Origin of the sequence: Pseudomonas fildesensis (genome assembly GCF_001050345.1) — a bacterium.
Classification (GTDB): domain Bacteria; phylum Pseudomonadota; class Gammaproteobacteria; order Pseudomonadales; family Pseudomonadaceae; genus Aquipseudomonas; species Aquipseudomonas fildesensis.
In genome coordinates this window covers 43908-66184 of sequence record NZ_LFMW01000002.1, presented here as the reverse complement: position 1 = coordinate 66184, position 22277 = coordinate 43908, and the positions used below count along the sequence as shown (strand labels likewise).

Sequence of the window (22277 nt, the reverse complement as noted above, 5' to 3'; positions counted from 1 at the left end):
TTTAAGCACGCGATTGCCCGACTCTCTGGGACAGGCGGCAAGTTGCCTGCAAAAAAACGCCAATTTCCAGCTATCGTTCAGCTACACGTGGAGCCACCTTGGGGCATAATGCCGACACTTTCATGACCATTGAGGGATTTTTCTTACATACCCCTCGCCTTTTTCACCCTCCTCAGCAGTAGGGTTTTATTCTTTATGATCAAATCTTTGCGTTCCCACTCTTTACGTTCAGTGCTACTTGCCGGTTTTCTCTTGCCTCTGGCGTTTTCCGCCACTGCCGCCCCGATCAATACCACCTTGCCACCCAACGTTGCGCAGGCACTGCAGAAGGCCAAGCTGCAAAACACGGCGCTGTCCCTGGTGATGCTGCCGATGAACGGCCCGGGTACACCCACCGTGTTCAACGCCGACGTTTCGGTAAACCCGGCCTCCACCATGAAGCTGGTCACCACCTACGCGGCCCTGGAAATGCTCGGCCCCAACCATCAGTGGAAAACCGAGTTCTACACCGACGGCACCCTCAGCGGTGGCGTGTTGCACGGCAACCTGTACCTCAAGGGTGGCGGCGACCCCAAGCTGAACATGGAAAAGCTCTGGCTGTTGATGCGCGACTTGCGCGCCAACGGTGTGCAGCAAGTCACCGGCGACCTGGTGCTGGACCGTGGCTTCTTTATCCAGCCGCAACTGCCTGAATTCAATGACGACGGCAATGACGAGAACAAGCCGTTCCTGGTCAAGCCCGACGCCCTGCTGGTCAACCTCAAGGCCCTGCGCTTCGTGACCCGCAACGATTCGGGACGGGTGATCGTGTCGGTCGAGCCGCCGATTGCGAGTATCCGCATCGACAACCAGGTCAAGGTCTCCAACGCCAAGCAGTGCACTGGCGATGTGCGCTACAACCCGGTGACCGCCGCCGACGGCAGCGTCACGGTGACCGTCAGCGGCCAGTTGGGTGATGGCTGCAGCTCGCAGACCTACCTCTCGCTGCTCGACCACGCCACCTACACCGCCGGCGCCGTTCGAGCGATCTGGCAGGAGCTGGGCGGCAGCATCCAGGGCCGCGATATTCAGGCGCCCGTGCCCAAGGATGCCAAGGTCCTGGCCCGCGCGTTCTCGCCGGACCTGGCGGAAATCATCCGCGACATCAACAAATACAGTAACAACACCATGGCCCAGCAACTGTTCCTGAGCCTGGGCGCGCAGTTCCGCAACGATGCCGACGGCGACGATGCCAAGGCGGCGCAACGTGTGGTGCGCCAGTGGCTGGCGAAAAAAGGCATTACCGCGCCGCACTTGGTGATGGAGAACGGCTCCGGCCTGTCCCGTGCCGAACGGGTCAGCGCCCGCGAGATGGCGACCATGTTGCAAGCCGCCTGGAGAAGCCCATACGCGGCGGAATACATCAGCTCGATGCCGATTGCCGGCACCGACGGCACCATGCGTAAACGCCTGAAAACCACGGCCATGCGCGGCGAAGCTCACGTCAAGACCGGTACCTTGAACACCGTGCGCGCGATCGCCGGGTTCAGCCGCGACAACAATGGCAATACCTGGGTAGTGGTGGCGATCCTCAACGATCCGAAGCCATGGGGCGCCTCGTCGGTGCTCGACCAGGTGCTGCTGGACCTGTATCGCCAGCCGAAGCTGGCGGCGGCGGCACCCGTCCTCTAGGACACACCGCAGTCCCCCTGTAGGGGGGCTGCGTCATCCCTCAAGTCCGTATCGTCTCCACCGCCACCCGATCCCTGCCCGCCTGCTTGGCCACATACACCGCCGAATCCGCCCTCAGCAGCAACCCGTCGATCCCTTCATCGACCTGCCAACTGGCCACCCCGAAGCTCGCCGTCACAACCCCCACCGGCTCCATCGGCGCGCTGCGCAGCGATGCCCACAAGTCCATCGCCAAACTGTAGGCCTGGGCACCATCGGTGTTGGGGCACAACACCATGAACTCCTCTCCGCCCAGGCGGCAGAACACATCCGTGCGACGCAGGCGCTGGCTGATGCGCCTGCACAGCTCCTGCAATACCCCGTCGCCGACCCCGTGCCCATGCTTGTCATTGATCCGTTTGAAGTGATCGATATCGAGCATGATCAACGAAAGCGCACCCGAGGTGCGGTTGAGGCGCACCATTTCGGCCTTGAGGCGATCCTGGAAGTACCGACGGTTGTGGATACCGGTCAGCGAATCAGTAATGGACAGCGCGCGCAGCTCTTCTTCCACGCGCTTGAGATCTGAAATATCCGACACATAGCCATGCCACAGCGTACCGCCTCCCGGTAGTTCTTCCGGTGTGGCCTCGCCACGAATCCAGCGCAAACCGCGCTGCGGCAGCTGCACACGGTATTCTTCGCGCCAGTGGCTCAACTGCAGCGACGACAACCGAATCGACGCCCGAACCCGCTCGGCGTCCAAGGGATGGATGCGTTCGAAGACCTTTTTCGCATCCTGCTGCAACACCCCAACCTCGATTTCATAAATATCGCGCATGCCATCGCTGGCGTAGATAAAGCGCCAGTTATCGTGAGGCTCCAGGGTGAACTGGAAAATCCCGCCGGGCACATGGGCGCTGAGTTTTTTCAGCAGGCGGTCCCTTGCAGCCAGCGCCTCGTACGCGCGTTTCTGCTCGGTCACATCCAGGTAAATCGCGAGGTGCCCCACCCACAAACCATGGTCATCGAGCAACACGGTGCCCAGCATATTGACCGTCAACTGGCTGCCATCCTGGCGTATCAAGGTCCATTCGCGGGCCTCGTGCAGGCTGTCCGGGTTCTCCACCAGCATCGCCTGGCTCGGCGGGATACGTTTGCCCAACGTCACGCTCAAACTCGCGGCGCGCGCTTCCAGCTCGGCAGCAACATGTAGGCTTTCCAGGGTCGAGCGATTCAAAACCTGTTCGGCCTTGAACCCAAGCATCTGCTCGGCACCGGCGTTGAAGGTGTTGATCACGCCGCGCAGGTCGGTGGCAATGATCGCAACCTGAGTGGCGGCATTCAGCACACTGCGCAACTGGCCGTGGGCGCCGCGCAGTTCCTGTTCGCGCTGGCGCAGTTGCACGGTGCGTTGTTCCACCAGTTTCAAGGCGCGCTGGCGCTGGCTGACCAGCACATAGAGCAACGCACTGAGCAACAGGCTGAGCAGCCCGCCCATGGTCAGGATGGAAGCCAGAGAAGAGTGGTTGGTTTGATCGAACACCTGGCTCGGGCGCAGGCTCAGGGCGTAGACATGATCGCCCAGGGTGAGGCGGCGTGAAGCGCTGAGGTCGCTGCTGGCCAGCGCATTACTGGACTCGTACAGCAAGCGCTTTTGCTGGTCGGAGGTGTCGACGATCTGCATGACCAGGTTGTCACGGTCCGGCTTTGGCAAGCCCTCAGCGACCAATTGGCGCATGCTGATCACGGCCATTACAAAGCCATGGGGTTCAGTCCCGGTCAAGGGGGTGACCGGGGCAACCAGCAACACCCCGGTGGCATAGGCCGGCTCCACACCCACCAATTGCATGGGTTGGGACACCGCAAGTTTGCCGCTGCTTTGCGCACGCTCAACGACCGAACGCCGCAGTGGCTGGGCCAGCAGGTCAAAACCAAGGGGCGAACCGAGCAGGCTCTGAGTCTGGCTGTACAGCACCGGCACGTACTCATCGCGCTCAGCCGCCGGGGCCAACTCGCCGGACGGATTCAGCTCACGAATGCTGAAGGGCGTACCGCGTTGGCGGGACATCTCTTGTTCAAACTGGCTTCGCTGATCACGAAAAACCCGCGGCGCCCAGACATAAGCACGGGTACGCAACAGCAATGGCTGGGCGAAGCCGTCGAACTCTTCGCGGGACACCTCACTGGAATTGACAAAGAACCGCCGCAGGCTGCCCAGGCGTTGCTCCTGGTCCTCGAAACGCTCTTGCAGTCGGGTAAATCGCTCGTTCACCAGCAGCTGGAAACGCTGGCGCACCTGTTGTTGATAGAGGTCGGAAGCCGACCAGGCGACGATTACGGTCAGGGCGCAGCCTGCCGAGAACACCACCAATGCCACCAGCCAAGCCGACGCCTGCTCACTGATAAAGCCTAGTATTTTCGGGCGAACGGCTTGCAACGACATAGACAACACTCACAACGCCAGCATGCGGGGGGTGTCGCTTCGGCTAGGTCTTAGTTATAGCCATCGGCCCAGGGTTTGACCAGCGTAAAAAAGCCGCAAGGCCGGAATAAACCAGGCTTGCGGCTTAGGGGCGCACTCAATTAGCGAGCGGTGATTTTCCAGGCCCGGTGGATCTTCGCATTACGTGCAAAATCCGGGTCGAGGGTCTTGTCGCTGATTTCCTCAACCGCATAGCGCTCGCTGAGGTTGTCCTCCAGTTGGAACTTGCGGAAGTTGTTCGAGAAGTACAGCACGCCACCCGGTGCCAGGCGGGCCATGGCCAAGTCAAGCAACTGCACGTGGTCACGCTGCACGTCGAAGATGCCTTCCATGCGTTTGGAGTTGGAGAAGGTCGGCGGGTCGATGAAGATCAGGTCGAACTCATCGCGACTGGCTTCCAGCCAGGCCATCACGTCGCCTTGCTCCAGACGGTTCTTGTCGGAGAAACCGTTGAGTGAGAAGTTGCGACGCGCCCAGTCCAGATAGGTCTTGGACAAGTCGACGCTGGTGGTGGTGCGCGCGCCGCCCTTGGCCGCGTGCACACTGGCAGTGGCGGTGTAGCAATACAAGTTGAGGAAACGCTTGCCGGCCGACTCCTTCTGGATGCGCATGCGCATCGGGCGGTGGTCGAGGAACAGGCCAGTGTCCAGGTAGTCGGTCAAGTTGACCAGCAGCTTCACGCCGCCTTCGCTGACTTCGGTGAACTTGCCCTGGGCGCTCTGGCGTTCGTACTGCTTGGTGCCGCTCTGACGCTCGCGGCGCTTGACCACCACATGGTTCTTGTCGATGCCCAGCGCTTGGGGAATGGCCGCCAGGGCGTCGAACATACGCGCCGAGGCTTTTTCCGGGTCGATGGACTTCGGCGCGGCGTACTCCTGCACGTGCACCCAATCGTGGTACAGGTCGATGGCCATGGAGTATTCCGGCATGTCGGCATCGTACACACGGTAGCAATCCACGCCCTCACGCTTGGCCCACTTGCCCAGCAGCTTGAGGTTCTTTTGCAGGCGGTTGGCGAACATTTGCCCGCCTTCGCTCAGGCGCGCCTGCTCAACCACAGGGGCTGGCGCCGGTGCCGGCTTGATCGGGTTGCCGTTCTTGTTGTACTGGCGCTCCATCGGCTCAGTCGGAGCCTGATCGTAAGCGGCTTGCTCACGTTCGGCCTGACGCTGTTCCGGGGTACGGCGTTCGCCAGTGACGAACTGGTCCGGGTTGACCTTGATCAGCAGCAATTTGCACGGCAAGGCGCCGTTCCAGAACGAATACTGTTTGTGACTGCGGATGCCCATGCGCTTGCCCAGGTCCGGCGCGCCAGTGAACACCGCGGCCTCCCAGCCCATGCACGCCTGGCGCAGACGCTCGCCAAGGTTCTGGTAGAGGTACAACAGGCTCGCTTCGTCACCCAGGCGCTCGCCGTACGGTGGGTTGCAGATCACCAGGCCTTTCTGGTTCTGGTCAGGGCGCGGCTCGAACGTGCCGACTTCGCCCTGGTACACCTTGATCCAGTGGCTGAGGCCAGCGCGGTCGATGTTGTTGCGCGCGGGCTGGATCAGGCGCGGGTCCGCCTCGTAGCCACGCACCCACAGCGGCGGCTTGTTCATGCCGATGGCCGCCCGTTCGCTGGCTTCGGTGTGGAGTTTTTTCCACAGCGCCGGAACGTGTCCGAGCCAGGCGGTGAAGCCCCACTGTTCACGGTTCAGGTTGGGCGCCATGTCGGCGGCGATCATTGCGCCTTCCACCAGGAAGGTACCGACACCGCACATCGGGTCAGTCAGCGCGCCGCCTTCAGCCGCAATGCGCGGCCAGCCGGCGCGGATCAGGATCGCTGCCGCCAGGTTTTCCTTCAACGGTGCCGCACCCTGCTGCAGACGGTAACCGCGCTGGTGCAGGCTGTGGCCGGACAGGTCGAGGGACAGGATGGCTTCGCCACGGTCCAGGCGCAGGTGGATTCGCAGGTCCGGGTTAATCTTGTCGATGGACGGACGTTCGCCGGTCGGGGTGCGCAGCTTGTCGACGATCGCATCCTTGACCTTCAGCGCGCCGAAGTGGGTGTTGTCGATGCCCGAGCCATGACCGCTGAATTCCACCGCCAGGGTACCGTCGGGGACCATGTGGTCCTGCCATTCGATATCCAGCACGCCATGGTAGAGGTCCTCGGCGTCCTTCATCGCAAAGCGCTTGAGCACCAGCAGCACGCGGTTGGCCAAGCGCGACCAGAGGCACAGGCGGTAGGCGGTTTCCATGTCGGCCATGCCGCGCACGGCCGAGGTGTGCTCGCGGGCTTCCTCAAGGCCAAGCCCGACGGCTTCCTCGATCAGCAGGCCTTCGAGGCCCTTGGGGCAGGTGAGGAAGAGTTCGTAACGGTCCGACATGGGCAATCCAGGCTTTTCAGCAATAAATGAACGGGCGACGCATCGCCGGCTCGGTTTTCAATCAAGCACTTTTCTTGAAGAGTGCCCGCGTGGCACGAATGTGCCGTCCCACCCCGCCTGTCGGGCCTTTGGGCCGTGATTGACGGGGCAGATAGATAATTTGATGCAACAAAAAGAAATATTCCGACCCTTCGTCGAATAATAACCGACTGCAAAAGGCCGGCATTCTCACTAAAGGATTAAACCCATCCTCTTTGCAGGGCACATCATAGCTGGCTTTGCTCAGTAAATGGGGCGAAAAGCCAGCCCAGCTTATGGCTATAGCATCGTTATCGTTACGTGCTTATGACAAAACGATCATTGAATCCATGTGACCTATTGGTTAGAACTCAACACAGGTTGGCGCCGTAACGACGCCAACACATCGGCTCGCCACGCCGGCAGCGAGCCCACCAACGGCAGAAAAACTCTGCCCGACCTCAGACGAGGCCGAAGGATATCAAGACAGTCAACAAGTGAGGGAAACACCCTATGAGAAGACTTAAGCGTGATCCGTTGGAAAGAGCATTTTTACGCGGATATCAATATGGCGTTCATGGCAAATCCCGTGAGCTTTGCCCATTTACTCTACCGTCGGTACGCCAAGCCTGGATTAACGGCTGGCGAGAAGGACGCGGCGACAACTGGGACGGTATGACAGGCACTGCGGGCATCCACAGACTCAACGAACTTCACGCCGTCGGCTAATCAAGGGCATTTAATTCCGACACCAGCACGAATAGGCAATGACTTAACCACGCACGCCCTATCCAGGCGGCGGGCTTCGGCCCAGGGGCTCCTTTTGAGGAGCCCTTTTTATTGGGAGATCGTTCCTGTGCCCTGCGTGGTAATGCCGCCCCGGACGCTCCGCGTCCAGCTGTCAGCGCAATGCAGCAATGGCATCCACCGACTGGCGAATCAGCGCCGGCCCCTTGTAGATGAAGCCGGAATACAACTGCACCAGGCTCGCGCCGGCGGCGATCTTCTCGGCCGCGTGCTTGCCTTCGGTGATACCGCCCACCGCAATGATCGGCAAACGCCCCGCCAACTCGGCCGCCAGCACCTTGACGATATGGGTGCTCTTGTCCCGTACCGGCGCGCCCGACAGGCCGCCAGTTTCATCACCATGGGCCAACCCTTCAACGCCAACCCGGCTGAGGGTGGTGTTGGTGGCAATCACCGCGTCCATCCCCGAATCCACCAGGGCCTGGGCCACCAGAACGGTCTCTTCATCGCTCATGTCCGGCGCAATCTTGATAGCCAACGGCACACGCTTGCCATGGCGTACGGCCAGGTCTTCCTGGCGCTGGCGCAAGGCTTCAAGCAATTGCTTGAGGGAATCGCCGAACTGCAGACTGCGCAGGCCCGGGGTGTTGGGTGAGCTGACGTTGACGGTGACGTAGCTGGCGTGGGCGTAGACCTTTTCCAGGCAGATCAGGTAGTCGTCCACCGCACGCTCCACTGGCGTGTCGAAGTTCTTGCCGATATTGATGCCCAGGATGCCCTTGAACTTCGCCGCCTGAACCCGGGCCAGCAGGTGATCGACGCCCAGGTTGTTAAAGCCCATGCGATTGATGATCGCCTCGGCTTCCGGCAGGCGGAAGATCCGTGGCTTGGGGTTGCCCGGCTGCGGCCGTGGGGTCACCGTGCCGATTTCGACAAAGCCGAAACCCAACTGCGCAAACCCATCAATGGCCGCACCGTTCTTGTCCAGGCCGGCAGCCAGCCCGACCGGGTTAGGGAACTCCAGCCCCATCACCGATACCGGCATCTTCGCCGGAGCCTTGCATACCAGGCCATTGAGCCCCAGGCGGCCACCGGCACCGATCAGGTCCAGGGACAGATCGTGGGAGGTTTCCGGGGAGAGTTTGAACAACAGCTGGCGGGCCAGGGTATACATGGGCGGGCTAGACTCGGATGGCGACGAAAGGTGACGGCGATTATAGCCGGGGTGACAGGCCGCACGCGAGGCGTGCCGCCCAATCCTTAATAGCGCTGCGCCACCAACGCCTCGTAGCGCGCCCAGATTTTCTGCGCGTACTGCATGCGTAGCGCCTCACGCTCCGGGCCCGGGCTCGCGCCGACGTTGTAGGAGCCCACCGCCGTCCAGTTGTAGCCGAAGCGCTGGATAAACTCGGCGAGAATCGAGGCCCCCACCTCTACCGACAGGCACGGCTCACTCAACAGGCGCTCCTCGGTTATGCCTTGCTTGAGCAGGCGCGGCAAATGAATGCTGTTGATCTGCATCAAACCGATATCGCGGGTGCCATTGCGATTGCTGTAGTTCATCGCTTCCGCACGGTAACCCGACTCCACCGCAGCAATGGCCTGCAGTAACTCAGGTTCGATATCGTAACGAGCAGCCGTCTCATCCCAGCAGTAAGCCCTTGCCTCGTGGCTCCACGCCAGTGCAGTCAGCAACAGGCATATACCCCAGGGCTTACCCATGACTTACCTGGCCGCAGGCTGAACAAACGCGCCCCATGGCTCGCCGCTGTTCATGTCCCACGACACTCACCGAACAGGTGAAACGATAGCCCTGACCATAGATCGTCTTGATAAACCCCTTGTCCGCCTTCAGGTGCTTGCGCAGTGAATAAATGCAGCGGGTCAGAGACTCCTCCGCGACCTCCCCATGGGGCCACGCCAGCTCCAGCAGTTGATCCTTGGTCATCAATGCGCCGCTGGATACCAGCAGCAGCCGCAGGACATGCCATTCCTTGGGCGGCAACTGAATATCAACGCCATCGCCGGTCAACTGGCCATGGCCATGCAGGGTCCAACGCGCAAAGACAAGGGTGGCCGTCGTCGATCGATCACTCAGGACGGTCATACACACCTCTGCATCCAACTACTGACATTAAAGGTCCTTATTTCCTATACCGGCTAGCCCGCCAACGTCGTGACTATAGAAATCGGCACACGAGGCCACCCTAGGGAAAAACCCATACATCCGAGGTTATTTGGAAGCCGCATGTAAGACGCTTCGTCATTACCCATTACTGAGGCACGCCGTCGAGATAAACCTCATGCAACTCAACTCCCAATCGATCCTCCAATTGCACCAGTTCTCCCAGCGCCAGCAGCTTGCCGTTGACCCGGATCTCCACGCAGTCGCTGGCCGCGGGCGCCAGGGGTAATATCTTGCCCGGCACAAACGCCGACAGCTGCCTGCGACCGACCAACCGCTCCTGTAGCAGGATTTCCAGATGCATGAGCACGTGCCTTATTCACTGTTAGACGCCTCAATCGGACGCACAAACGCACGTTGTACCCGCTCGTATTGAGTTTGAGTCAAAGGCGGCGGCCCTACAGCGCCGCTGAGGACCTTCGGCTCGTTATCCACCGCTCGGGCCTGGATCACAAACAGACGCACCTCGCCATTGCGGCCCGCCATCGTGCCGCGTGCCGAGGCCTCAGTATCACGCTGGAAGCCCCCCACCCACAGGCGCCGCCCCTGAGGCACACGAATCACCGTGCTGATGCCCACACTTGCGACCACGGACGACTGCTTACGATTGCCGCCCTTGCCCAACTGCTGACCATCCTCGACGGTCAGCTGCATCTCGATTTCATTCCCGTGGGCGAATCGTGGCAACACACTGACCTGAGTGCCATACCGCACGGGTTGCCAATCGCCACTGTCTTCTCCAGGCCTTGGCAGGTAAAAGGTCTGGTTGTCCTGAAACACAGCCGGCACATTTTCCTGGGCAAGAATCACAGGCAGTGTCACCACCCTGGCCCGCCGCCGACGTTCCAGCTTATTGATCAGCGCCATGAGACGGTTATCTTCCAACGGCTCCAGCACGCGCGTCGCCGAGGCCGAGGTGTTGGCCTCGTCAATCCAGCCCATGTCCATTTTCTTGAGTTCCTTGCTGTCCACATCGATGAGCCAGAGCGACACTTCGATCGCGCGCTTGGGCATATCCAGCTCTGCGACGAGTTGCTCGATAAATCTCACCTGGGCAGGCTTGGCTTTGATCAGCAGGCTGTTGGTATCCGGATAGGCAATCACCGAAAGGCTCTCATCAGCCAGCAAGCTGGCCGGTCGTTGTGCGGTATTGCTGCGTTCGTTGCGGAGTACGCTTTCGATCATCGACGCCAACCCCGGCACATTGACCGTGTCATCCCCCATGGTGTACTGACGATCAGCCACGTGCGTGTTGAACACCTGCACCACACCGAATGTCTGTGCACCCAAGCGCAAATCGGCCCGCTGCCGATCCAGTAGTTGCGCCAGCCGCAACACCTGGTCGACATAGTTCGGTGGCCCTTCCACATATAATGTCCGCCTCCCGCTCTCTCGCAGGGGGTATCGTGAGTCATCCAGCCCAGCACGACGCATGAGCCCGCGCAACCTGTCGACGGAAATATGCCGCAGCGCCACCGCCGAGCTTTTCGCTTCACCGGCTTCATACAGGTAGAGCACTTGCCCGTCGCTGTGCCAAATCAGCCCCTGCTGCTGAGCAACCGCCTCCAGGACCTGCTGCGCCGAGCCAAAATCATAGGTCCCGGTGATACGTTGGCGGGCTGCCGCCCGACTGACAACGATGGGCAAGCCGAAGGGCACCGACAACGCGGTAAAAAACGTGTGAAGGCTTTCATCCTGCGCCTGGTAGGCCTCACCCCAGGCAGACGCGCAACCCAACATCAGCACGGCGCACAGCAGCCACCGGCAAAGCCAGTGAACAGTCGGGATTGTGGAGGATTCGGCGTACACCGGTAGGGTTTCCTGGGCGGTCTGGCGTAAAGAAGCGGCCATACTGAAAGCCTGCGGAGTTTCAATCTTGATGGAAAGTTGACGGCGTACTGCGCCTGTCGGCCCGTGGCATGTGCCTTGCTACGCACTCTGTAACAGAGCGCGTGCCAACGACGGTGCGGGCCTACAGACAAAGGCGTCGTTACCTGCAATGGCTTACATCGCCATCTGAGGGAACGACGCTTTTTTTTGAACGAAAAGGTAAGAACTGATGAACGATTCGGTCGGCAACAGCCCGATAAAAGACCCGCTGGCCTGGGTCAACGGCAGTGACGCCCCGGAAAAGAGCAGCCTCGACCTCGGCTTCATGGCCCTGAGCGATTGCGCCTCATTGGTGGTTGCGGCCACCCAGGGTTTCGCCCAACCCTACGGGCTGACGCTGAACCTCAAGCGCCAATCGTCATGGGCCAACCTGCGCGACAAACTGGTGAGCGGTGAACTGGATGCCGCCCATAGCCTGTATGGGCTGATCTACGCCGTGCACCTGGGTATTGGCGGTGTGGCGCCTACCGACATGGCGGTACTGATGGGCCTGAACCAGAACGGCCAGAGCATCAACCTGTCACACGGCTTGCAACAGCAAGAGGTGGTCACTCCTGAGGCATTGGATCGTCACGTGCACCAAAGCCGAACAAAACTGACCTTCGCCCAGACGTTTCCTACGGGGACCCACGCGATGTGGCTGTATTACTGGCTGGCCAGCCAGGGCATCCATCCTTTGGAGGATGTGAACAGTGTGGTGGTACCCCCACCGCAGATGGTGGCGCACTTGCAAGCCGGGCGTATCGACGGTTTCTGTGTCGGCGAACCCTGGTCCGCCAGCGCGGTGAAGCAAAACCAGGGCTTCACCCTGGCGACCACACAGGCGATCTGGCCGAATCATCCGGAAAAGGTTCTCGGCTGCACCCAGGCCTTTGTCGACCAGTACCCCAACACCGCTCGCGTGCTGGTGATGGCAATCCTCGAAGCCAGTCGCTTTATTGAAGAAAGCACCGCAAACCGCCGCTCCACCGCACAGTTGCTCAGTGCGCGCGAATACCTCGATGCCCCGCTCGACTGCATCGAACCGCGTCTGCTCGGCCACTATGAAGACGGCCTCGGCAACCAGTGGCAAGATCCCCATGCGCTGCGCTTTTTTGCCGATGGCGAGGTGAACCTGCCCTACCTCTCCGACGGCATGTGGTTCATGACCCAATTCCGACGCTGGGGCCTGCTGCGCGATGATCCAGACTACCTGGGCGTTGCTCGCCAGGTGCAGCAACTGACGCTCTATCGCCAGGCCGCCGATGCATTGGGCATCGCAGCCAGAGAGCAAGACATGCGCACTAGCCAGTTGATCGACGGCAAAGTCTGGGACGGCGCCGACCCCGCCGGCTACGCCCGCAGCTTCCGCCTCCATGCCATGGCGGATCACGCCGACCGCCAAGCCCTGCGCTGACAGGAGGACTGATATGTTGCGAATCCTGTTGATCAACGACACACCGCGCAAGGTCGGTCGTCTCAAGACGGCACTGATCGAGGCTGGGTTCGAGGTGATTGATGAGTCCGGCCTGACCATAGACCTGCCCGCGCGCGTCGAAACAGTGCGCCCGGACGTGATCCTGATCGATACCGAGTCACCCGGCCGCGATGTGATGGAACAAGTGGTGCTGGTCAGCCGCGACCAGCCGCGGCCGATCGTGATGTTTACCGACGAGCACGACCCGAACGTGATGCGTCAGGCGATCAAGTCCGGCGTCAGCGCCTACATAGTCGAAGGCATCCAGGCCCAGCGCCTGCAACCGATCCTCGACGTGGCCATGGCCCGTTTCGAAAGCGACCAGGCCCTGCGCGCCCAGCTGCACGCCCGCGACCAGCAGCTGGCGGAACGCAAGCGCATCGAGCTGGCCAAGGGCATGCTGATGAAAATGAAGGACTGCAATGAAGAAGAGGCCTACACCCTGATGCGCCGCCAGGCCATGAGCCGTCAGCAGAAACTGATCCAGGTGGCGGAGCAGATTATCGCCATGAGTGAGCTCCTAGGCTGATCTTGATCGTTCCCACGCTCCCGCGTGGGAATGCCGTCTGGGACGCTCTGCGTCCCGCCATCCGCCGCAGGTGACACGGAGCATCACGGGAGACATTCCCACGCAGAGCGTGGGAAGGATCAAGAAGGTGCGTGTTGGCTCAGCTCTTGCTAATGAATCATCACAGGTAACCAACGGCGGTTGCCCCTCCACGACAAAGACGTCGCACACCCGGTTTGCCCTCGCGAACCCGGTGGCGGCGTTTTTTCGTTTTGGCCCCAGTTGCACGGGGTCGGTGGGGCGGCCCTAGCCGGCTGTTCCATCACCAGGCCTTCTTACAAGACTCCCAACCGTTGAGGTGCGTGATGAAATCAAGCTTCTGGAAATCCGGGCACACCCCGACCCTGTTTGCCGCGTTCCTGTATTTCGACCTGAGCTTTATGGTCTGGTACCTGCTGGGCCCTTTGGCGGTGCAGATTGCCGCCGACCTGCACCTGACCACCCAACAACGTGGCCTGGTGGTGGCGACGCCGATCCTGGCGGGCGCGGTGCTGCGCTTTCTGATGGGCATGCTGGCCGACAAGCTGTCGCCCAAGACCGCCGGGCTGATAGGCCAGGTGATTGTGATCGTGGCGTTGTTCGGTGCCTGGAAACTGGGTATTCACAGCTACGAGCAAGCGTTGCTGCTGGGGCTGTTCCTCGGTATGGCCGGTGCGTCCTTCGCGGTGGCTTTGCCCCTGGCGTCGCAGTGGTACCCGGCTGAACACCAGGGCAAGGCCATGGGCATCGCGGGTGCCGGCAATTCCGGTACTGTATTTGCGGCCTTGCTGGCGCCGGTGCTGGCGGCCGCGTTTGGCTGGAACAACGTGTTCGGTTTTGCCTTGATCCCGTTGATCCTCACCCTGATCGTCTTCGCCTGGCTTGCGCGTAATGCCCCCGAGCGCCCGAAAGCCAAATCCATGGCCGACTACTTCAAAGCCCTGGGCGACCGTGACAGCTGGTGGTTCATGTTCTTCTACAGCGTGACCTTTGGCGGCTTCATCGGCCTGGCCAGCGCCCTGCCCGGCTACTTCAATGACCAATACGGCCTGAGCCCGGTGACCGCAGGTTACTACACCGCTGCCTGCGTGTTTGGTGGCAGCCTGATGCGGCCGTTGGGCGGCGCCCTGGCTGACCGGCTCGGCGGGATTCGTACCCTGCTGGTCATGTACAGCGTGGCGGCCGTCAGCATCGCGGCAGTGGGTTTCAACCTGCCAAATTCCTACGCCGCACTGGCACTTTTCGTCTGCACCATGCTCGGCCTTGGCGCGGGTAATGGCGCAGTGTTCCAACTGGTTCCCCAGCGTTTTCGTCGCGAGATCGGCGTGATGACCGGGCTGATCGGCATGGCCGGCGGTATCGGTGGTTTCGCCCTGGCCGCAGGGATGGGCGCGATCAAACAAAGCACCGGCAGCTACCAGCTGGCCTTGTGGTTGTTCGCCAGCCTGGGCGTGCTCGCCTGGTTCGGCCTGTACGGCGTCAAGCGTCGTTGGAGGACCACCTGGGGTTCGGCCGCCGTGACCGCCGCACGCGTCTGATGAGCCTGCAACTGAGCGTCGCCCAGGCCAGCGCCATCGGCCCACGCGCGGAAAACCAGGATGCCCTGCGCGTAGTCACCCCGGTGGCGGAATTGGCCGCGAGCAAAGGCTACCTGTGTGCGATGGCCGACGGCGTCAGCCAATGTGCCGACGGCGGCCTGGCCGCGCGCTCGACCTTGCAGGCCCTGGCGCTGGATTACTACGCCACGCCGCAAACCTGGGGCGTGGCCCAGGCGCTCGAACGTTTATTGTTGGCGCAGAATCGCTGGTTGCAGGCCAACGGAGGTGGCCAGCCGTTGCTGACCACCCTCAGTGCCCTGGTGTTTCGCGGCCAGCGTTTTACCCTGGCCCATGTGGGCGATTGCCGGGTGTATCGCTGGCGAGACGACACGTTACTGCGCATCAGCGAGGATCACGTCTGGGAGCAGCCGGGCATGCAGCATGTGCTCAAGCGCGCGCTTGGCCTGGATCAACACCTGGTGCTGGACTTTCTCGATGGCGAACTGCATGAGGGCGAATGCTTCCTGGTGCTCAGCGATGGCGTGTGGGCCACGTTGGGCGATCACAGCATCAGTGCGATTCTGCGTGAGCAAACCGACCTCGACCTGGCGGTGAACACACTGGTCAACGCCGCGCACCTGGCGGGCAGCCAGGACAATGCCAGCGCCTTGCTGGTGCGCGTCGACACCCTTGGCGCCGCCACCCTCGGCGACGCACTGGTGCAGTTGCAGCAATGGCCGCTGCCGCCGCCGCTGAAAGCCGGCCAGCACTTTGAAGGCTGGCAGGTGGAAAGCGTGCTGGGGCAGAGTCGACAGTCGTTGTTGTACCGGGTACGTGATGCCCAGCAGCAACCCTGGCTGCTGAAAACCCTGCCTTTAAGCCGCGACGATGACAGCGACGCCGGCCAAGCCTTGCTCTCGGAAGAATGGTTTCTGAGGCGGGTTGCCGGGCGCGCGTTCCCTGAAGTTCATGCCGCCAGCGGGCGTCAGCATTTGTACTACGTGATGCGCGAATATTCGGGGCAAACCCTGGCCGAACTGTTCGAGCAACAAGGCCCTTTGCCACTGGCACAATGGCAGTCCATCGCCGAGCGTTTGTTGCGGGCAATAGGCATGCTGCATCGCCGACAAATCCTGCACCGCGACATCAAGCCGGAAAACCTGTTGCTGGGCGACGACGGTGAATTGCGCGTGCTGGATTTCGGTCTGGCTTATTGCCCCGGGCTCTCCGAAGACCGCGCCCACCTGCTGCCCGGCACCCCGAGTTTTATCGCACCGGAAGCTTTTAATGGCGACCGCCCTACGTCGCAACAGGATTTGTACAGCGTCGGTGTCAGTTTGTATTACCTGCTGACAGGGCATTATCCCTACGGCGAAATCGAAGCCTTCCAGCGGCCCCGCTTTACCCAGCCCATCAGCGCCAGCCGCTATCGCCCAGATTTGCCGGACTGGCTGCCCCACAGCCTGGAACGGGCCGTGGCCGCTGCCCCTGCGCAACGCTATGAAACTGCTGAAGAATGGTTGCTGGTGCTGGAACAGGCGGACCGCCGCGAACTCAGTGTGCGGCCACGCCCGCTGCTGGAGCGCGAACCGCTGAAGGTCTGGCGAACCCTGGCCCTGGTCTCACTGCTGATCAATCTGGTGCTGTTGTACTGGCTGTTGCACCACTAAAGAGCAAAACGCTACGGCAGGCCGCGCGCACGCCCAATAAAACCGGGAGCGACGCAACTTGGCACAACCACTGCATTAGCTTTCCCAACAACACACATATAGCCGCCCCTTCAACGTCGAAGGGTCGAGCTTCCCGAGAGAACGGGACCAGGACAAAGGCGTCCTCGCTAGGTAACTAGCGGGGACGCCTTTTTTTGTTTGCGCAAGATTTGTCGAGCCATTGCGGAGAACGACATGAAAAAACTCAAATTGGTGATGATCGGCAACGGCATGGCCGGGGTTCGCACCCTTGAAGAACTGCTTAAGCTGAGCAGCGAGCTGTACGACATCACCGTATTCGGCGCCGAGCCTCACACCAACTACAACCGCATCCTGCTGTCGCCGGTGCTGGCCGGTGAACAGACCTTCGAAGAAATCGTGCTCAACGACCTGAGCTGGTACCTGGACAACAACGTCAAGCTGCTGCTCAACCGCAAAGTGGTGACGATCGATCGGGTCAAACGCAAGGTCATCGCCGACGACGGCACCGAGGCCGAGTACGATCGCCTGCTGATCGCCACCGGCTCGACGCCGTTTATCCTGCCGATTCCCGGCAATACCTTGCAGGGCGTGATCGGTTACCGCGACATCGCCGACACCCAGGCCATGATCGACACCGCCAAGACCCACACACACGCCGTGGTCATCGGTGGCGGCCTGCTTGGGCTGGAAGCCGCCAACGGCCTGATGCTGCGCGGCATGCACGTGACCGTGGTGCACATCGGCGAATGGCTGTTGGAACGGCAACTGGACAAGACCAGCGGCCAACTGCTGCAAACCGAGCTGGAAAGCCGTGGCCTGGTGTTTCGCCTGTGCGAACAGACCCAAGCCCTGCACGACGCTGGCAATGGCCGCGTCGGCTCGGTGCAATTCAAGAATGGCGACATCATCCCCGCCGACCTGGTGGTGATGGCCGCCGGGATTCGTCCTAACACCGAACTCGCGGAAAAATCCGGCATCCCGTGCAACCGTGGGATTCTGGTCAACGACACGCTGCAAACCTACGACCCGCGCATCTACGCCATCGGCGAATGCGCCAGCCATCGCGGCATTGCCTATGGCCTGGTGGCGCCGTTGTTCGAACAGGCCAAGGTCTGCGCCAACCACCTGGCCCAGTTGGGCTTCGCCACCTACAAGGGCTCGGTGACGTCGACCAAGCTGAAAGTCACCGGCATTGACCTGTTTTCCGCCGGCGACTTCATGGGCGGTGAAGGCACCGAGACCATCACCCTCTCCGACCCGATTGGCGGGGTGTACAAAAAGCTGGTGATCAAGGACGACATCCTGGTCGGCGCCTGCCTGTACGGCGATACTGCCGACGGCGGTTGGTATTTCCGACAGATCCGTGAGAACCACGCCATCGGCGAGATCCGCGATCACCTGATGTTCGGCGAAAACGCTCTTGGCGATGTAGGCCACCAAGGCCAGGACAAAGCCATGAGCATGGCCGACAACGCTGAAGTCTGCGGGTGCAACGGCGTGTGCAAAGGCACCATCGTCAAGGCGATCCAGGAGCAGGGGCTGTTCAGTGTCGATGAGGTGAAAAAGCACACCAAGGCGGCCAGTTCCTGTGGTTCCTGCGTCGGGCTGGTGGAACAGATCCTGATCAACACCGTGGGCGGTGCGGCTGACGTCAAGCCAAAGAGCGAAAAAGCCATCTGCGGCTGCAGCGACCTCAACCACGGGCAAATCCGCCAGGCCATCCGCGACCAGCACCTGCTGACCATTGCCGGCACCATGAGCTACCTGAACTGGCGCACGCCCAACGGCTGCGCCACCTGCCGGCCGGCGTTGAACTACTACCTGATTTCCACCTGGCCCGGCGAGGCCAAGGACGACCCGCAATCGCGGCTGATCAACGAACGGGCCCACGCCAATATTCAGAAAGACGGCACCTACTCAGTAGTCCCAAGGATGTGGGGCGGTGTGACCAATCCTTCGGAACTGCGGCGCATCGCCGATGTGGCCGACAAGTACAACGTGCCGATGGTCAAGGTCACCGGCGGCCAACGCATCGACTTGCTCGGCATCAAGAAGCAGGATTTACCTGGCGTATGGAAAGACCTCGACATGCCGTCGGGCCACGCCTACGGCAAATCCATCCGTACCGTGAAAACCTGCGTCGGCAGCGAGTTCTGCCGCTTCGGTACACAAAACTCCACGCAACTGGGCATCGAGCTGGAGCATGACCTGTTTAATATGTGGTCTCCGCACAAGGTCAAGCTGGCGGTCTCCGGTTGCCCACGCAATTGCTCGGAAGCGGGCATCAAGGACGTGGGAATTATCGGCGTCGACTCCGGCTGGGAGATGTACATCGGCGGCAACGGCGGGATCAAGACCGAAGTCGCAGAGTTCTTCGTCAAGCTGAAAACCGCCGAAGAAGTGCGCGAATACAACGGCGCGTTCCTGCAGCTGTACCGAGAAGAGGCCTTCTATCTGGAACGCACCGTGCACTACTTGCAGCGGGTGGGCATGGAGCACATCAAGAAAGCCGTATTGGAAGACCCGGCCCGCCGCCAGGCCCTCAACGAGCGCCTGCAGTTCTCGCTGTCATTCGAACAGGACCCGTGGAAAGAACGCCTGGAACAGCCGCTGCTGAAAAAGGAGTTCGACGTCATTCCCGTCAAACATTTGGAGGTACCGGCATGAACTGGCTGGATATCTGCGCCCTCGAAGAAATCAACGCCCTGGGCTCGCGCATCATCAGCGGGCCGAAAGGCGATATCGCGATTTTTCGTACCAGCGACGACGAAGTTTTCGCCCTCGACGACCGCTGTCCGCACAAGGGCGGCCCGCTGTCCCAAGGCTTGATCTACGGCAAACGCGTGGCCTGCCCGCTGCACAACTGGCAGATCGACCTGGCCTCCGGGGAAGCCCAGGCCCCGGATATCGGCTGCGCCCATCATCACCCCGCCCGCGTGGAAAACGGCCGGGTGATGCTGGCCCTGCGGGACGCCGGTTGATGAACCGCCAGACCACCGCGTCCACCTGCTGTTATTGCGGGGTGGGTTGCGGCGTGCTGATCGAGCATGACGGCGAGCAGATCCTCGGCGTGCAAGGTGACCCGAGCCATCCGGCTAACTTCGGCAAGCTGTGCAGCAAAGGTGCGAGCCTGCACCTGACCGGCGACCTGAGCGCCCGTGCGTTGTACCCGGAATTACGCCTGGGCAAAGGGCTGGCGCGTACGCGCACCGACTGGGACACCGCACTGGAACATGCGGCCAACGTGTTCGCCGAGACCATCGCCGAACACGGGCCGGACAGCGTGGCCTTCTATATCTCCGGTCAACTGCTGACCGAGGACTATTACAGCTTCAACAAGCTGGCCCGCGCGCTGGTGGGCACCAACAATATCGATAGCAACTCGCGGCTGTGCATGTCTTCGGCGGTGGTCGGCTACAAGCGCAGCCTGGGCGCCGATGCACCGCCATGCAGTTATGAAGACCTGGAGTCCAGCGATTGCGTGATGATCGTCGGCAGCAACATGGCCTACGCTCATCCGGTACTGTTCCGACGCCTGGAGGAAGCCAAGGCGCGGCGCCCGCAGATGAAAGTGGTAGTCATTGATCCAAGGCGTACGGATACCTGCGACTTGGCTGACCTGCACCTGGCAATCCTGCCGGGTACGGATGTCGCGCTGTTCCATGGGATTTTGCATCTGTTGTTGTGGGAAGACTGGATCGATGGCGACTTTATCCAGGCGCATACCGATGGATTGGCCGAACTGAAACGCCTGGTACATGACTACACGCCGCAGATGGTGACGCAACTGTGCGGAATAAGTGTTGAACAGCTGCGCCAGTGTGCCGAGTGGGTGGGCACCTCCAGCAGTTTTCTGTCGCTGTGGTGCATGGGGCTGAACCAATCCACTGCCGGCAGTGCGAAAAACAGCGCCCTGATCAATCTGCATCTGGCCACTGGCACCATCGGCCGGCCAGGTTGCGGGCCGTTTTCCCTGACAGGCCAGCCGAACGCCATGGGTGGGCGCGAAACCGGCAGCTTGTCGAACTTGCTGCCAGGCCATCGTGAAGCAGCCAATCCTGAACATCGCGCGCAGGTCGCTGCTTATTGGGGCGTAGATAAACTGCCCGCTGCGACCGGCCTCACCGCTATCGAACTGTTTGAACAGGTGCAGGCCGGGAAGATCAAGGCGCTGTGGATTGCCTGCACTAATCCCGCCCAATCACTGCCAGACCAGAACGCCGTGCGCGCAGCCTTGGCCGCGTGCCCCTTTGTGGTGTTACAGGAGGCCTTTCGCACGACTGAAACCGTCGCCTACGCCGACCTGTTGTTGCCCGCCGCCAGTTGGGGTGAAAAGGAAGGCACGGTCACCAACTCCGAACGGCGCATCTCCCACGTGCGCCGGGCGATCTTCCCACCGGGAGAAGCGCGGCCGGACTGGGCAATTACCGTGGATTTCGCACAGCGCCTGGAGCGTCGACTGCGTCCGGGGTTGAGCAGCCTGTTTGCCTTTGAGCAACCGGCGCAGATCTTCGATGAGTACAAACTACTGACCCGTGACCGCGACCTGGACTTGTCTGGCATCAGCCATGCCCTGCTCGACCAGATCGGCCCGCAACAGTGGCCATTTCCCACGGGCGCACAGACCGGAACGCCGCGCCTGTACACCGATGCTGTTTTCCCGACCGACAGCGGCCGTGCACACTTTGTCGCCGACCCCTACCACGCCGCCAAGGAGCAGCGCGACGCACGCTTCCCCCTGACCCTGATCACGGGCCGCCTGCGCGACCAGTGGCATGGCATGAGCCGCACTGGCACGGCGGCGCAGCTGTTCGGGCATGTCAACGAGGCATTGCTGAGCCTGCACCCGGATGAACTGCGCCGCCATCGCTTCAAGGAAGGTGACCTGGTCAACCTGAAAAGCCGGCGCGGCAACGTGATCGTCGCTGTCAGCAGTGATGACAGCGTGCGGCCTGGCCAAGCTTTTCTGCCGATGCACTGGGGCGACCGTTTCCTCAAGGGTGGCGTCAATGTCCTCACCCTGCCGGCTTTCGATCCCTTGTCGAAGCAGCCGGAACTCAAGCACAGCGGCGTACGCCTGGAAGCGGTGCAACTGCCCTGGCAGCTGTTTGCATTGATAGAAGGCAATGTGCAGCAGCATTTGGAAGCCTTGCGCCCGCTGTGCGAGGGTTTTGCCTACGTCAGCCTGAGCCTGGCCGGGCGTGAGCGGCCGGCGCTGCTGGTGCGCGCGGCGCACAGCGAGGCGCCCGATCTGCACTTGCTGACCCAAATAGACCAGCTGCTGGGCCTGCATGACGGCCCGGTGATGGCTTATGACGACCCGCGCCGCTCAATTGGCAAGCGCGTGAAAATCGAGAAAGGCCGTATTACTGCGGTGCGCCTGGCCGGTGAAACCCTGGCGCGCCATTGGCTGCAGAGCCTGTGGTTTGAAGGTCGTACCGACGACCAACTGCGGCGCTGGCTATTGGCGCCATTAAGCGCACCACCGGGCGCCGCCGCGGCCAGCAGCAAGATCCTGTGTAACTGCAAAAACGTCAGCGAAAACGCGGTGTGCGCCGGCATTGCCCGTGGCCTGGGCCTGGATGGGCTCAAACAGGAACTGGGGTGCGGCACGCAATGCGGCTCCTGTGTACCGGAAATCAAACGTCTATTGGCCAGCAACCCGCAGCCAATCGCAATCAGTGTGTGAGGGGAACAA

Annotated in this window: 16 protein-coding genes; 9 read left to right on the top strand and 7 right to left on the bottom strand. The window is 61.3% G+C overall.

The window, feature by feature from the left end; genetic code table 11:
* Window positions 1–195 precede the first annotated feature (195 nt).
* Window positions 196–1671, top strand: a complete 1476-nt coding sequence (dacB, locus tag ACR52_RS03580; protein WP_048720598.1) for a D-alanyl-D-alanine carboxypeptidase/D-alanyl-D-alanine endopeptidase — start codon at window positions 196–198, stop codon at window positions 1669–1671.
* A gap of 40 nt (window positions 1672–1711) precedes the next feature.
* On the opposite strand, the gene ACR52_RS03575 is transcribed toward dacB, so the two are convergent.
* Both ACR52_RS03575 and rlmKL read right to left on the bottom strand, forming a co-directional pair.
* Window positions 1712–4096: a sensor domain-containing diguanylate cyclase gene (locus tag ACR52_RS03575; protein WP_048720596.1), complete on the bottom strand. Its 2385-nt coding sequence runs from the start codon at window positions 4094–4096 to the stop codon at window positions 1712–1714.
* Between the two features lie 140 nt (window positions 4097–4236).
* On the bottom strand, window positions 4237–6507 hold the full coding sequence (gene rlmKL, locus ACR52_RS03570) for a bifunctional 23S rRNA (guanine(2069)-N(7))-methyltransferase RlmK/23S rRNA (guanine(2445)-N(2))-methyltransferase RlmL (RefSeq protein WP_048720594.1): 2271 nt from the start codon (window positions 6505–6507) through the stop codon (window positions 4237–4239).
* A gap of 531 nt (window positions 6508–7038) precedes the next feature.
* Between rlmKL and rmf the strand changes: the two genes are divergently transcribed.
* Complete coding sequence (gene rmf / locus ACR52_RS29075; protein WP_002553055.1) at window positions 7039–7254, top strand: ribosome modulation factor; 216 nt, start codon at window positions 7039–7041, stop codon at window positions 7252–7254.
* A gap of 172 nt (window positions 7255–7426) precedes the next feature.
* Here the strand turns inward: rmf and ACR52_RS03565 are convergent, their stop codons facing one another.
* From ACR52_RS03565 to sctC, 5 genes are all read right to left on the bottom strand, one after another.
* Window positions 7427–8446, bottom strand: a complete 1020-nt coding sequence (locus tag ACR52_RS03565; protein WP_048720592.1) for a quinone-dependent dihydroorotate dehydrogenase — start codon at window positions 8444–8446, stop codon at window positions 7427–7429.
* 86 nt (window positions 8447–8532) lie between these two features.
* Window positions 8533–8994 (bottom strand): transglycosylase SLT domain-containing protein, encoded by a 462-nt coding sequence (locus tag ACR52_RS03560; protein ID WP_048720590.1) that lies wholly within the window; start codon window positions 8992–8994, stop codon window positions 8533–8535.
* Complete coding sequence (locus tag ACR52_RS03555) at window positions 8987–9379, bottom strand: winged helix-turn-helix domain-containing protein (protein ID WP_048720588.1); 393 nt, start codon at window positions 9377–9379, stop codon at window positions 8987–8989. Before ACR52_RS03555 ends, ACR52_RS03560 begins: the two co-directional genes overlap by 8 nt.
* Before the next feature lie 166 nt (window positions 9380–9545).
* The gene (locus ACR52_RS03550) at window positions 9546–9761 is read right to left on the bottom strand and encodes a FliM/FliN family flagellar motor switch protein (RefSeq protein ID WP_048720586.1); all 216 of its coding nucleotides are present in this window, start codon (window positions 9759–9761) and stop codon (window positions 9546–9548) included.
* An 11-nt stretch (window positions 9762–9772) separates the two neighbouring features.
* On the bottom strand, window positions 9773–11266 hold the full coding sequence (gene sctC, locus ACR52_RS03545) for a type III secretion system outer membrane ring subunit SctC (protein ID WP_236692115.1): 1494 nt from the start codon (window positions 11264–11266) through the stop codon (window positions 9773–9775).
* A 250-nt stretch (window positions 11267–11516) separates the two neighbouring features.
* Between sctC and ACR52_RS03540 the strand changes: the two genes are divergently transcribed.
* The 7 genes from ACR52_RS03540 to ACR52_RS03510 all read left to right on the top strand — a co-directional run bounded on the left by ACR52_RS03540 (window position 11517) and on the right by ACR52_RS03510 (window position 22268).
* Window positions 11517–12743 (top strand): CmpA/NrtA family ABC transporter substrate-binding protein, encoded by a 1227-nt coding sequence (locus ACR52_RS03540; RefSeq protein ID WP_048720583.1) that lies wholly within the window; start codon window positions 11517–11519, stop codon window positions 12741–12743.
* Between the two features lie 13 nt (window positions 12744–12756).
* Window positions 12757–13332 (top strand): ANTAR domain-containing response regulator, encoded by a 576-nt coding sequence (locus tag ACR52_RS03535; protein ID WP_048720582.1) that lies wholly within the window; start codon window positions 12757–12759, stop codon window positions 13330–13332.
* Window positions 13333–13676: 344 nt separating this feature from the next.
* Window positions 13677–14888, top strand: coding sequence for a nitrate/nitrite transporter (locus ACR52_RS03530; RefSeq protein WP_048720581.1), 1212 nt, complete (start codon window positions 13677–13679; stop codon window positions 14886–14888).
* Window positions 14888–16558 (top strand): bifunctional protein-serine/threonine kinase/phosphatase, encoded by a 1671-nt coding sequence (locus ACR52_RS03525; protein ID WP_048721327.1) that lies wholly within the window; start codon window positions 14888–14890, stop codon window positions 16556–16558. Before ACR52_RS03530 ends, ACR52_RS03525 begins: the two co-directional genes overlap by 1 nt.
* Before the next feature lie 234 nt (window positions 16559–16792).
* Window positions 16793–19246, top strand: coding sequence for a nitrite reductase large subunit NirB (gene nirB, locus ACR52_RS03520; RefSeq protein ID WP_048720579.1), 2454 nt, complete (start codon window positions 16793–16795; stop codon window positions 19244–19246).
* Window positions 19243–19560 carry a nitrite reductase small subunit NirD gene (gene nirD, locus ACR52_RS03515; protein ID WP_048720577.1) on the top strand — a complete coding sequence of 106 codons (318 nt, stop codon included), beginning with the start codon at window positions 19243–19245 and terminating at the stop codon, window positions 19558–19560. Before nirB ends, nirD begins: the two co-directional genes overlap by 4 nt.
* A complete protein-coding gene (locus ACR52_RS03510; RefSeq protein WP_048720575.1) occupies window positions 19560–22268 on the top strand; it encodes a nitrate reductase in 2709 nt (902 codons plus the stop codon). Before nirD ends, ACR52_RS03510 begins: the two co-directional genes overlap by 1 nt.
* Window positions 22269–22277 lie beyond the last annotated feature (9 nt).